This window comes from Leisingera sp. S2M4 (assembly GCF_055398055.1).
On sequence record NZ_AP040861.1, the window covers coordinates 681,697 to 693,565 of the forward strand.

Annotated in this window: 15 protein-coding genes and 1 pseudogene; 7 read left to right on the forward strand and 9 right to left on the reverse strand. The window is 65.0% G+C overall.

All coding sequences use genetic code 11. The features are described 5' to 3' along the window. The first annotated feature begins 1 nt into the window (after position 1). The gene (gene kdsA / locus ACZ52D_RS03325; RefSeq protein ID WP_417474166.1) at positions 2-835 is read left to right on the forward strand and encodes a 3-deoxy-8-phosphooctulonate synthase; all 834 of its coding nucleotides are present in this window, start codon (positions 2-4) and stop codon (positions 833-835) included. Positions 836-861: 26 nt separating this feature from the next. Next, a complete protein-coding gene (locus ACZ52D_RS03330) occupies positions 862-2,358 on the forward strand; it encodes a phosphomannomutase/phosphoglucomutase (protein ID WP_464442542.1) in 1,497 nt (498 codons plus the stop codon). 210 nt (positions 2,359-2,568) lie between these two features. Here the strand turns inward: ACZ52D_RS03330 and ACZ52D_RS03335 are convergent, their stop codons facing one another. From ACZ52D_RS03335 to ACZ52D_RS03355, 5 genes are all read right to left on the reverse strand, one after another. After that, complete coding sequence (locus ACZ52D_RS03335; protein WP_464442543.1) at positions 2,569-4,503, reverse strand: AsmA family protein; 1,935 nt, start codon at positions 4,501-4,503, stop codon at positions 2,569-2,571. A 101-nt stretch (positions 4,504-4,604) separates the two neighbouring features. Continuing rightward, positions 4,605-4,880 carry a DUF6455 family protein gene (locus ACZ52D_RS03340; protein ID WP_464442544.1) on the reverse strand — a complete coding sequence of 92 codons (276 nt, stop codon included), beginning with the start codon at positions 4,878-4,880 and terminating at the stop codon, positions 4,605-4,607. A 40-nt stretch (positions 4,881-4,920) separates the two neighbouring features. Then, entirely contained in the window at positions 4,921-5,193 is a 273-nt protein-coding gene (locus ACZ52D_RS03345) for a DUF6455 family protein (RefSeq protein ID WP_464442545.1), read from the reverse strand. A gap of 115 nt (positions 5,194-5,308) precedes the next feature. Further along, entirely contained in the window at positions 5,309-5,695 is a 387-nt protein-coding gene (locus ACZ52D_RS03350; protein ID WP_417474176.1) for a YigZ family protein, read from the reverse strand. A 2-nt stretch (positions 5,696-5,697) separates the two neighbouring features. Continuing rightward, positions 5,698-6,429 carry a M48 family metalloprotease gene (locus tag ACZ52D_RS03355; protein WP_464443110.1) on the reverse strand — a complete coding sequence of 244 codons (732 nt, stop codon included), beginning with the start codon at positions 6,427-6,429 and terminating at the stop codon, positions 5,698-5,700. Between the two features lie 147 nt (positions 6,430-6,576). Here ACZ52D_RS03355 and ACZ52D_RS03360 point away from each other — a divergent pair, with 147 nt between their 5' ends. Beyond that, positions 6,577-6,816, forward strand: a complete 240-nt coding sequence (locus ACZ52D_RS03360) for a hypothetical protein (RefSeq protein WP_222455255.1) — start codon at positions 6,577-6,579, stop codon at positions 6,814-6,816. A gap of 156 nt (positions 6,817-6,972) precedes the next feature. Here the strand turns inward: ACZ52D_RS03360 and ACZ52D_RS03365 are convergent. Continuing rightward, positions 6,973-7,233 (reverse strand): annotated as a pseudogene (locus tag ACZ52D_RS03365) (hypothetical protein); the annotation flags it as partial. Positions 7,234-7,317: 84 nt separating this feature from the next. On the opposite strand from ACZ52D_RS03365, the gene ACZ52D_RS03370 reads away from it, so the two are divergent. Beyond that, a complete protein-coding gene (locus ACZ52D_RS03370) occupies positions 7,318-7,914 on the forward strand; it encodes a nitroreductase family protein (protein ID WP_369926105.1) in 597 nt (198 codons plus the stop codon). Next, positions 7,911-8,600: an EI24 domain-containing protein gene (locus tag ACZ52D_RS03375; protein WP_464442546.1), complete on the forward strand. Its 690-nt coding sequence runs from the start codon at positions 7,911-7,913 to the stop codon at positions 8,598-8,600. The genes ACZ52D_RS03370 and ACZ52D_RS03375 overlap by 4 nt, the downstream gene beginning before the upstream one ends. A 151-nt stretch (positions 8,601-8,751) precedes the next feature. On the opposite strand, the gene ACZ52D_RS03380 is transcribed toward ACZ52D_RS03375, so the two are convergent. After that, positions 8,752-9,039, reverse strand: coding sequence for a DUF1467 family protein (locus tag ACZ52D_RS03380; RefSeq protein WP_369926101.1), 288 nt, complete (start codon positions 9,037-9,039; stop codon positions 8,752-8,754). Positions 9,040-9,096: 57 nt separating this feature from the next. Further along, positions 9,097-9,501, reverse strand: coding sequence for a methylmalonyl-CoA epimerase (mce, locus tag ACZ52D_RS03385; protein ID WP_222455260.1), 405 nt, complete (start codon positions 9,499-9,501; stop codon positions 9,097-9,099). A 180-nt stretch (positions 9,502-9,681) separates the two neighbouring features. On the opposite strand from mce, the gene ACZ52D_RS03390 reads away from it, so the two are divergent. Both ACZ52D_RS03390 and ACZ52D_RS03395 read left to right on the forward strand, forming a co-directional pair. Then, positions 9,682-10,401 carry a response regulator gene (locus ACZ52D_RS03390; protein WP_222455261.1) on the forward strand — a complete coding sequence of 240 codons (720 nt, stop codon included), beginning with the start codon at positions 9,682-9,684 and terminating at the stop codon, positions 10,399-10,401. A 1-nt stretch (position 10,402) separates the two neighbouring features. Further along, positions 10,403-10,543 carry a hypothetical protein gene (locus ACZ52D_RS03395; protein ID WP_369926098.1) on the forward strand — a complete coding sequence of 47 codons (141 nt, stop codon included), beginning with the start codon at positions 10,403-10,405 and terminating at the stop codon, positions 10,541-10,543. Positions 10,544-10,637: 94 nt separating this feature from the next. Here ACZ52D_RS03395 and ACZ52D_RS03400 read toward each other — a convergent pair whose 3' ends face one another. After that, complete coding sequence (locus ACZ52D_RS03400; RefSeq protein ID WP_464442547.1) at positions 10,638-11,858, reverse strand: DUF1501 domain-containing protein; 1,221 nt, start codon at positions 11,856-11,858, stop codon at positions 10,638-10,640. Positions 11,859-11,869: the final 11 nt, after the last annotated feature.

Consider the following 11,869-nt stretch of genomic DNA (forward strand, 5'->3'; position numbering starts at 1 on the left):
CATGAAGAAAATTGACATCGCCGGACTCACCATTGGCAATGATTGTCCGCTGACCATCATTGCCGGTCCCTGCCAACTGGAAACCGCCGATCACGCCCGGATGATCGCGGAAAAACTGAAAGAGGCCTGTGACAAGGTCGGCGCGCAGTTCGTCTTCAAGGCCTCTTACGACAAGGCCAATCGCACCTCGCTGTCCGGCGTGCGCGGCCTTGGCATCGATGAAGGGCTGAAGGTTCTGGACGGGCTGCGCCGCGAGTTTGACGTCCCGGTGCTGACCGATGTTCACACCGAGGCGCAATGCGCCGTCGCGGCCGAGGCCGTGGACATCCTGCAGATCCCGGCCTTTCTGTGCCGCCAGACCGACATGCTGCTGGCCGCGGGCCGCACCGGCAAGGCCGTGAACATCAAGAAGGGCCAGTTCCTCGCGCCCTGGGACATGGCCAATGTAGTCGCCAAGGTGGAAAGCACCGGCAACGAGAAAATCCTGCTGACCGAGCGCGGCACCTCGTTTGGCTACAACACACTTGTCACCGACATGCGCGGCCTGCCGCAGATGGCCCAAGGCGGCTACCCGGTGGTGATGGATGCCACCCACTCGGTGCAGCAGCCGGGCGGCCAGGGCGGCTCCTCCGGCGGGCAGCGCGAGTTCGCCCCGCTGATGGCGCGCGCGGCGGTGTCGCTGGGCATCTCGGCCGTCTTCATCGAAACCCACCAGGACCCGGACAACGCCCCCTCCGACGGGCCCAACATGATCTATCTCGACCAGATGCCGCAATTGATTGAAAGCCTGATGCGATTTGACGCGCTGGCCAAGGCCGACCCCATCCGTATTTGAATTTGAGTCTGAAAGAGTATTTTGAGATGAGCAAACCCCTGCCTGAGGTGACCCCGAACACCTGGAGCTTTCTGCGTGACGCGATGATCAAGCCCACCGGCTTTCGCGAATATGACGCGCGCTGGAAGTACCCCGAGGAGATCAACCTGCCCGGCATGACCGCGCTTGGCCTGGGTCTCGGCACCCAGATGCGCAAACGCGGGATCGAGCCGGTGATCGCGGTCGGCAACGACTACCGCGACTATTCCCTGGCGATCAAGAATGCGCTGATCCTCGGCCTGATGCAGGCGGGCATTCAGGTCAAGGACATCGGCCCTGCCCTGTCGCCGATGGCCTATTTCGCCCAGTTCCATCTGGACGTGCCCGCGGTGGCCATGGTCACCGCCAGCCACAACCCGAACGGCTGGACCGGTGTCAAGATGGGCTTTGACCGCCCGCTGACCCACGGCCCGGACGAGATGGCAGAGCTGCGCGACATCGTGCTGAACGGCGAAGGCGAGCCCGCGCCCGGCGGCTCCTATGAATTCGTCGAAGGCGTCAAGGAAGCCTATATCGACGACCTGGTGGGTGACTTCAAAATGTCCCGCCCGCTGAAAGTGGTCTGCGCCACCGGCAACGGCACCGCCGCCGCCTTCGCGCCGGAGATCTTCAAGCGCATAGGGGTTGAGGTCGTGGACAGCCACAACCGGCTCGACTACACCTTCCCGAACTACAACCCCAACCCCGAAGCGATGGAAATGCTGCACGACATGTCGGCCAGCGTGAAAGCCTCGGGCGCCGACCTGGCGCTTGGGTTTGACGGCGACGGCGACCGCTGCGGCGTGGTGGACGACGAGGGCGAGGAGATCTTTGCCGACAAGGTGGGCGTCATCATGGCCCGCGACCTGTCCAAGCTGCACCCCAACGCGACCTTCGTGGCGGATGTGAAATCCACTGGCCTCTTTGCCTCCGACCCGGAGCTGCAGAAGAACGGCGTGAAGGCCGACTATTGGAAGACCGGCCACAGCCACATGAAGCGCCGGGTGAAGGAAATCGGCGCGCTGGCAGGGTTCGAGAAATCCGGCCACTATTTCCTGGCTGAACCGGTGGGCCGCGGCTACGACTGCGGCATGCGCGTCGCGGTCGAGGTCTGCAAGATGCTGGACCGCAACCCCGACAAGTCGATGTCCGACCTGCGCAAGGCGCTGCCCAAGACCTGGTCGACCCCGACCATGTCGCCCTATTGCGCCGACACCGAGAAATACGCCGTGCTGGAACGGCTGGTGCAGAAACTGGTGGCCAAGCACGAGGCGGGCGAACAGCTGGCCGGCCGCGCCATCAAGGAGGTCGTCACCGTCAACGGTGCACGGGTGATCCTGGACAACGGCTCCTGGGGGCTGGTGCGGGCGTCGTCCAACACGCCGAACCTGGTGGTGGTCTGCGAAAGCGCAGAGAGCGAAGCCGAGATGCGGGCGATCTTTGCCGACATCGACGCTGTGATCCGCACCGAACCGCTGGTGGGGGAGTACGACCAGACCATCTGATCTGGTGACAAAGAGTGATTTCGCCTGCTGTCGCAGGCGACCCGCGCCCGCCTTCGGCGGGCGCATTCATTTGCTGAGAAGCGATGTAAGGGCAGGTGTGCCCTCTAATGCGCCAATTCAAGTGTAAGGCGCCAGCGGCCGCGTCAATGACACGCCTGGCTGCGCCCGGGGGCCTTTGGCCCTCCTTGACCCGGCCGCCGGCCTGGGTCGTCAGTTGCCGCCAAGCAGTTTCAGCAGCTGGTCGCGGGCTTCCTGCTCGATGCGCTGTTTCAGCAGGTCGTTCAAATTCTGCTCGGGGGCGATTTCGGTCTCCAGCTCCTCGCTCAGCTTCTGGCGCACACGATCCTTGGCCTGTTGCTCGATTTCGTCGATCCGGGGCTGCAACGCCTGATCGAACTCCGGACGGATCGTCGGGGCATCCCAACTGCCGCGGATGCGGACCGGGATGGAGAGGATCTGGTCGCTGCCGGCGCGGGCCAGCTGTGGCGTGAACAGGTAGTCGAGATCCCGTGCCCCCAGACCGATGCGCCCCTTGCCCTGCGCCCGCAGCCCCTTGAGCAGCAGCAGAAGGTCCTCGTTCTTCAGGCTGCCATCCTTGATCTCGTAGCTGGCCGAGAGCTGATCGAACACGGTGCTGCCGCCATTGCCGCCCGAGCGCATCAGGGCCTCCAGGTCGAAGCCGGTGAAGAAGCCCTTGCCAGCCTCCAGCCAGCCCTTGCCGCTGAGCGAGCGCATGATCGCATCGATCGAATTGCCTGAGCCGAGGAATTCCAGCCCGCCCAGCGCCTCGCCGTTCAGTCGGGTGTAATCGGCAGTCTCGCCCAGGGCGCGTTCCAGAAGGACGCCATCAAAGGTCAGGTTGCCGCCCACTGACAGCCCGTTTCGGTTGTTCGCCACCAGCTGCCCCTGCACCTGGCCGCCAAACATCGCCGCGGGCAGAAATTTCAGCACCGCGCGGCTGCGTTCGATGGTCAGGTTCAGCTGGCTTGCGCCCATCCGAATACCGCCAGCCGCGAGACTGTCGAAGGACATGTCCACATCCGCATCCGCCAAATCCAGTATCGAGGCATCGATATGCTCCGTCGACCAGCCCGAGGCAGAGGCGCTATCCGCCTCGCCCGCGGCCTGACGCGCGTCAGCCTTACCGGCGGCCAGAAGAGTGGAAAGATCCAGCGCCTGCCCCTTGAGTTGCGCGGTAATCTTCGGACGCTCCCCGATGGCGACATCCGCGGCCCCGGTCAACCGATTGCCACCGGTCTCCACGATCAGGTCACGCAGGGACAGACGCCCGTCCGCCGTATAGGTCGCATCGGCGCCGAACATCGCCTTCTGGGCCAAGCCCAGGGTTGGCGACAGTGCGGCCCCCAGCGCAGCCGCCATCTGTCTTGCATTGGTCGCGGCCACCGTCAGCCGACCACTGCCCTCGCCACGCACATCCGCGTGGCCGTCGTAACGTGCCTTGCCGCCCGGCGCTGCGATGGACAGACCGACCGGGGCCACCTCGCCGGAGAGGAAGGCCGCGAAGGTTCCGATCTCCGCCTCGACCTCGACCGGCTCTCCCGCGGGGCGGAGCGTCGCGCGCACCGTGGCGGGCCCGGTCGGATCCGGCCAACGCAGTCCGAAGTCGGCGTTGCTCAGCGCCACCGGGTCCTGGCCATGCACGGTGTACCGCAGGGAAGCGCCGGTCAGCTCGACCGCCTCGATCCGCAGGGGCAGAGTGCTGTCACCCCCAGCCGGTGCGTTACTGACTTCGGCTGGCGGCGGGCCGAATTCCCAGTTGCCGGTGCCATCTTCGCGGGTTGCGAGGTTGAGATGCGGCAAAATGGCCGAGACTTCGGTCACGCGCACGTTGCCACGCAACAGATCCGCAGCATCGACCCCGATGGTCAGCCGTTCCGCCCGCAACAGCGGCTCGGGCCCGGCCCATGGCGCGTTGGACAGGGTGACAGCATCCGCCTTGACGCCCAGCACCGGCCAGAAGCTGAGCCGCACCGGACCGCCAAAGGTCAGCTTGCGCCCGGTCTGGCTTTCCAGCTGATCCGCCGCCAGCCGGGCGATTTTCTCTCCCGGCAACAGCACCACCAGAGCCGCCAGCAACGCGACCGTCAGCGCCAGCGCCGAAATGACCCGGATTATCAGCTTCATCAGCCCACTCCTCATGCCCTGCCACCCGTGGTCCGGGGGCTTTTCCCCAGATTACCCAGTGCGGGCGGACGCGCAATGGCAGAAGCTGGCGACAGACGTCATCATCCCAGACGCCGCAGGATTTCGGCGCTGGCGCAGAAGTCCGGGATCGCCGCCTGGTCAGCATTCTTCTGCGCGGTCAGCCATAGGGCGCAGGACTTGCTGCACCCGCCACCGCGGCAGGCCGTGACCATTTGCGAAAACTCCAGTGGCGACAGGCGCCCTTCTGCCAAGGCTGCGTCGAGATCCAGCCCGGCAGCGGACGCCAGCGAGCGCATTAGCCAGAGATGGCGGTAGATGTTCCCGAGACTCCGGGTCTCGTCACCCAAGTCTCTCATGCCAGAAGCCTTCGACGCGAATGGGGGATCTTGCGCGGCATCAATCTCGCGGCTCCTGCAGATAGGCCAGAAGGTCCCGATTGCGACAGAAATCCGGCGCCAATCCCTGCCCAGCCCCCGCATCCGGCGCATCGGTCAGCCACTTTTTACAGGCTTTGACATTGCCGCAACGCCGACAGCGCAGCACCGCCTCAGCGATTTCATCGAACTGGAAGGCCCCCGAGACCGCCTCCTCCTCGAGATCGAGGCCAACGGCACAGGCCATCCGGTCAAACAGTTCAGCGTGTTGTTTCAGCGAAAGTTGCGAGGGCATGGCACGGATCCTGCTATCATTCATTTCAGGTGCACCTTAGGGTGCCCGTGCCAGTGCCTCCTTGACCTAGGTCAAGTCAGTCAGCGGACCGACCCGCGCGGTCCGCTGCGATCTTTCAGTGGTGCTGGCCGAGGTATTCGCGGACTGCATCCTGTACGCGGCGAAAGCGGTCGCCGCCCAGCTTCTTGCCACCATACCAGCGCGTCACGATGATCAGGTGGTCGGACAGCTGCTCGCGTTCCATCATGCGCAGGATGACCATACCGGCACCGCTTTCGCCGTCATCCGCCTTGAGCGCGCCAGTGGGCAGCACGGCCGCCCAGGTATTGTGGGTCGCCTTGGCGTACGCCCGGTCGGATTTCAGCTCGGCCAGCACCGCGTCGATATCGGCGCGGGTGCGGACACGCGCACCGCTGACCGCATAGCGCGAGCCGCGGTCGCTCAGCACCACGCCGAGCCGGTTGAGCGTCTGCACGGCCGCAGCGCCGTCCTCTGCTGACATGGTCAGTTCAACCCGTGGCGCTGGATCGTGGATTGCACCACCTGCACCCGGTTCGGGTTGGGCGGATGGGTGCCCAGGAACTGGTCGCCCGGATCCGGCAACCGGTTGAAGAACTGCACGCCCACGCTGGGGCGATACCCCGCGGCATGGGTGATGATGGTGCCCAACTCGTCCGCCTCCAGCTCATGGCTCTTGGAGTAGGCCCTCGAGCCCACAAAGCCGCCCAGGTCCCGTGCCAGCGACACGGCCGCCTCGCCGCCGCCGAACACGGACGTGATCGCCCCCGCACCGACGCTCGCCAACACGGTTGTCTGCTCCTGTCGTGCCAAATGGCCCCGGATGTGATGGGCCGCTTCATGGGACATCACGAAGGCCAGTTCGTCCTCGTTGGCGATCTCGCGCAGCATGCGCTGGGTAAAGGTGATCAGGGGGCGTCCGTTGCGATCGAGGCTCTGGTAGGCATTGGGCGCGGCGGAGGGGTTCGGATCTATGCCGATCAGGAAGTCACAGTTCATGCCCTGCGTGCGCTTGCGGCACTCGCGTTCCGCAACCGGCTCCACCCGCCGTGACACGGACGCAAAGGCCGCCTTCGCCTGCGCGGCGGACATGCCTTGCGTCGACGACGCCGGGGTCGGCGCATTCGGCACGGGCGCCGGTTGTGACGTCGGCACCGGTGTGGTGGTGAGGGTACAGGCGCTGACGGACAAGGCCAGCAAGCAGGAAAACAGGCGCATGACGGCTCCTTTCACATTTCGCGCACTGTATCGCAGCTCCGCCCTCGTTCGCAATCGCACGGCGGCGGAACTTTGCCGGAAGGATCTTGTGAACGGCGGCGTTTTGAAGGTCTTGCCAGATTGCTGGCGGTCATGCAGGCTGGCAGCATGTTTACAATCGAACATGAGTTTGACTCCACAGTCATCACCCTGGTTGACGAGGACAATGTCCCGCTCGCCGAGGATGTCACCATCAACGCCTTCGCCGAGTGCGTCACCGTGGAACAGTATGATCCACGTACCGACAGCGTGCAGAAGATCACCCTGTCCCATCTTCAGGTGCGGGATCTGGCCGCGGCCCTGGACCTGCCCGAAGGCGTGTACCGCCTGATCGAGGAAAAGGACTAGCCCCGCTGCGAGCCTGAGCCGACGGGACCGATATAAACGAAGAGCTTGTTGCGTGATGTTGCCCCGCGGCACAGCTCCAGTTGGCTTGCAGCCACCCCCCATGGCGCGGGCCAGCAGGCGGCGGACCGCCTCGGTTGCCTTGCCGTTTTCCGGCGCCTCCTTCACCATGACCCGCAGGGATCCGTCATCGGCCTCCACCACGGCATCGCGCGCCGAGCGCGGCTGCGCGCGCACCGCAATCTGCTGGCCCGGCACGCAAAGATGGCCCAGATCGGGCAGGTCCTTCCTTTTCGGTTTACCCATCGGCTGAGATTTTCCCTTCGAAACCGGGAAAACCATAGACGCCCCCGGGGGTGCCCGTCTATCACTCGCGTGATGCCCCAGCTGCGCCCTTCCCTGCTTGCCTCTGGCAGGCATTCCCGGCACGCAAGGCCTTTGCCCCTTGAAAAATGACCGCAGGTTGCCGAAATAGACGGCAAGCGATGTAAAAAGGATTTACATATGTCCGAAAGTTCCGCTCCCGCCAGCCGCAACGACGCCGCGCTGGAGTTCCTGCTCACCCGCCGTTCGCGCCCGGCAAAGACCCTGACAGCACCGGCCCCGACGCGCGACCAGCTGCTACCGATCTTGACAGCCGCCGCCCGCACCCCCGACCATGGCAAGCTGGAGCCTTGGCGTTTCATTGTCGTCGAACGTCCGGCCATGGCGCGGCTCGCCACCTTGACCGAGGAAGCCGGAACCCGCCTTGGTAAGAGCGCCGAGGACATCGCCAAGGGACGCAGCCAGTTCGACCTTGGGCAGCTGGCCGTGGTTGTGGTCGAAGTTCAGACCCCCAGCCCCAAGATCCCGGCAATCGAGCAAAGCTACTCTGCCGGCGCCGTCTGCCTGTCGCTGTTGAACGCAGCGCTGGCCTCGGGCTGGGGCGCCAACTGGCTCAGCGGCTGGGCCAGCCATGATCCGCAGTTCTGCAAGGAGGCCTTTGGCCTTGAAGCGCATGAACGGGTCGCGGGCATCATCCATATCGCGACCGAAACCGCACCGCCGCCAGAGCGCCCGCGCCCCGACATCGAAGCCAAGACGACCTGGATCAGCGCATGATTTTCGACGCCTTTTTCAAGACCCTAGGCCAATCCGGGGATCCGCGGTTTCGCCGGGTGCTGTTCAAGGGGCTGGGGCTGACCATTGCTTTGCTGGTGGCCGCCTATGCCGGTTTCGTGGTGCTGATCCAGTGGCTTGTCGGTCCCGACGCCACGCTGCCGCTGGTCGGACAGGTGACCTGGCTGGATGACCTGCTGTCAGTCGGCTCCCTGGTCGTGATGCTGCTCTTGTCGGTCTTCCTGATGGTGCCGGTGGCATCGGCCATTACCTCGCTGTTTCTCGAGGACGTGGCGCAGGCGGTCGAGGACAAACATTACCCCACCCTGCCCCCGGCGGCCAAGGTGCCGTTCTGGGACGGGGTCAAGGATACCGTCAATTTTCTGGGCCTGCTGATTGCCGCCAACCTTTTGGCGATCGTGCTCTATCTTCTGTTTCCGCCCGCGATGCTGTTCATCTTCTGGGGGCTGAATGGCTTCCTTCTGGGGCGCGAATATTTCACCCTTGCGGCCGCGCGGCGCATCGGCACCGCCGAGGCGAAGAAACTGCGGCGCAGGCATGCTGGCACCATCTGGGTGGCCGGTACGTTGATGGCGATGCCGTTGTCGGTGCCGCTGCTGAACCTGATCATCCCGATCCTCGGGGCAGCAACATTCACCCATCTCTACCACGCGCTGTCGCGGCAGTAATGCACTATGCGCGCCGCGCACCAGCGCGGCGCCACCCCCAAGCCGGGCTTGGGAACGATTGTTTACTCGAGAGACATGAAGGCAGAAACGCGGCTGCCACGGGCCGCCGGGCCCTGAAGCTCCGGGCCCGCGCGTTGCTGGTCCTGACGAGTTACTTCGCGTCGCCGGAAACCGGCGGCATCATACCCATCCAGTCAAAGTCGCGCACCGAGATCACGCCAGAAATCACGATGGCGCAGGTTACCGCCCAGATCAGCGCGGCAACCCCGGTGGTGATCCAGGCCTTCTGTTTCAGGTAGTGATTTTCAGGTGCGCCTGCATGGGTGCCCGGCACCACCTCGCCCAGGTCGCCCTGTGTCTGCAGGCGAATCGGGATCACCACCAGAAAGGTCATGAACCAGATGACCGCATAAAGCACTATTGCTGAAGTCACACCCATGTCGTCGGCCTCCGGTGAATTTGCCTGCCCCCAAAATGGGGCAGGACGCTCATAACGTCAAACCTGCTCGAGTTCCACCAGGCAGCCGTTGAAATCCTTCGGGTGCAGGAACAGCACCGGCTTGCCATGGGCGCCGATCTTGGGCTCTCCCGTGCCCAGCACCCGGGCGCCTTCGGCCTTCAGGTGATCGCGCGCGGCGAGAATATCCTCGACCTCGTAGCAGATATGGTGAATGCCGCCTGCCGGGTTCTTCTCGAGAAACCCCTTGATCGGAGAGTTCTCGCCCAGCGGATACAGCAGTTCGATCTTGGTGTTGGGCAGTTCGATGAAGACCACCGTCACCCCGTGATCCGGCTCATCCTGGGGCGCGCCCACCTTGGCGCCCAAGGTGTTGCGGTACTGCGCGGATGCCGCCTCAAGGTCGGGGACGGCAATGGCTACGTGGTTCAATCGGCCGATCATCAGGTCTGCGCTCCTCTTCGCATTTTGTTCCCTTGCCTAGGTTATGCGGCCATTGCTGCGCCGCGGCAAGTGCGCCATTGCGCGCGGGGTGGCGGTTGCCCGCAGCGGCGCGCGCCGCGTTAACCCGGTATTAGCCTAGAGTTCCTAGCGTCGTGGCATATCCCGCAAGGAGGATAAGTTATGGACGATTCGGAACTGTTTGCAGCCGCCCAACGCATGCCCACTTCACGCCGCCCACTCCTGGGCCTGACCATTCTCGTAGTGGAGGACAGCCGCTTTGCCTGCGAAGCCATGCGTCTTCTCTGCCTGCGCAGCGGTGCCCGCATTCGCCGCGCCGATTGCCTGAAATCGGCCCGCCGCCATTTGCAGGTCTATCGTCCCTCGGTGCTGATCGTCGATGTCGGCCTGCCGGATGGGTCCGGTCTGGACCTGATCAGCGAGCTTGCCACGGCCAGCGCGCGCCCGGATGTCATCCTCGCCACGTCCGGCGACCCGGCGCTGCAGCAGCCCGCCATTGAGGCCGGGGCCGCCGATTTCATGGAAAAGCCAATCACCTCGCTTGCGACCTTTCAGCAGAAGATCCTGGCCGCCCTGCCCGCCAGCCAGCAGGCCAGCGGGCCGCGCAGCCTGACGGATGAGACCGTCGAACCCGACCAGCTCGCCTTTCGCGACGACATGGCCCATGCCGCGGATGTTCTCAGCATGGGACAGGAAGAGAAGACCATCGCCTATCTCGCGCAATTTCTCGGCGGCGTTGCCCGCAGCGCCGGAGACCGGGCGCTGGCCGATGCCGCCGAGCAGCTGGCGGAATCGCGTCGAAACGGCAAACCGCTGACGCAGGATACGGCAATCGTCGCCGGTCTCGTGCAGGAGCGGCTGGAACGCAAGGCGGCGATCTGACATGGGCGAGATTTTCCTGATCGCCCTGACGACCCTGGTGATCGTGCTTTATGGTCAGACCCGGCTGGAGGCACGCACCATCCGCCGCAACCGCAGCACGGCTGCGGATCAACCACTGATCCTGCACCCCCCCAAGGGCTGACAAGGGCTGACCGGAGGAGCTGGGCACCGCCCGCAGACGGGCGCCCTTGGCATGCGGCGCCAACCCGGCTGGCCCCTGCGTGGTCGGCCTGCGGCTAAAGCAGCAGCTGCGGATCCGCCCCCATGTCCAACCCGGGAAAGACCACATTTTCGAGGTCGCGCTGCGTCACGCCAGTCGCACCGTGCAAAAGCCAGGCCAAGTGGCTGCGTACGTCCCCTGTGGGCATCAGGTCGCGCCGGTCGTAAAGATCCGCCTCCGCAAGGCCCGGCCACTGCCCCAGCACCCGACCGCCCCGCAGCGCCCCCCCCGCCAACAGCATCGCCCCGCCCGTGCCATGGTCCGTGCCGCCAGTGCCATTCTCGCGGGCGGTCCGCCCGAACTCGGTCACGGCGACAACAACCGTTTTCTGCCAGACCGGGGCCCCGACACCGTCGCGCAAGGTCAGGATCGTGTCCGACAACCGCCCCAGCGCCGAGGTCAGTCCGGCAGCCTGGCGAAAATGCGTATCCCATCCGTTGATCGAAAAAGCCGCGATCCGGGCGTCGCCGCTGAGCTGCTGCGCCGCGTAGTCCGCGACCTGCGTATGAGCCTTGCCAGACGGTGGCTGCATCATCGTCTGCATCGACCCGTCTTCCTCGCTGTCCTCGGAACCGCCATCGTCAAGCGACAGATCCCCACGGGTCAGTTCCAGCGCCTCGTTCAGGGCGCGGTGAAACAGCGGGTCATCCTCCATCAGCAGCCCCGCCAGGCGCTCGGCCTGCGGCGACATCGCCAAGCCGGCACCTGGCGCCCATTGCGAGACCGGAGCCGCCCCTTCCAGCATCAGCAGTCTTTCGTGACCGATGGCGAAAGCGGTGCGCGCTTCGACCTCCGGCATCTGCTGCAACATGCGGTTCAACCAGCCACCATCTGCGGTGCCGAGCGCCATCGTGCCGGCCTCCAGCAGGTCCTGACCATCAAAGTGGCTGCGCCGGTCGCGATAGGGCGTGGAAACCGCCTGCACGAACCCAAGCTCACCGCGCTGCCACAGCGGCATCAGTTTGGCGAGGCCGGGATGCAGCGCATAAAACCCGTCCAGATCCGCCGCCCCGGCCTGCGGCCCGGCTGACAAGGACTTGCGCAACTTGGCGAGATTGGGATCGCCATAGGGCTGCACCACGTCGAGCGCATCCATCCCGCCGCGCAGGATAATGACCACCAGCCGGGTCTCCCAAGGCGCGGCGGCAAAGCTGACCGGCGTCAGCAGCGGGCTGGCCGCCAGTGAACAGCCCATGGCGGCTGTGCGGGTCAGAAAGGAACGGCGGGACAACGTCATGGCGATCTCCT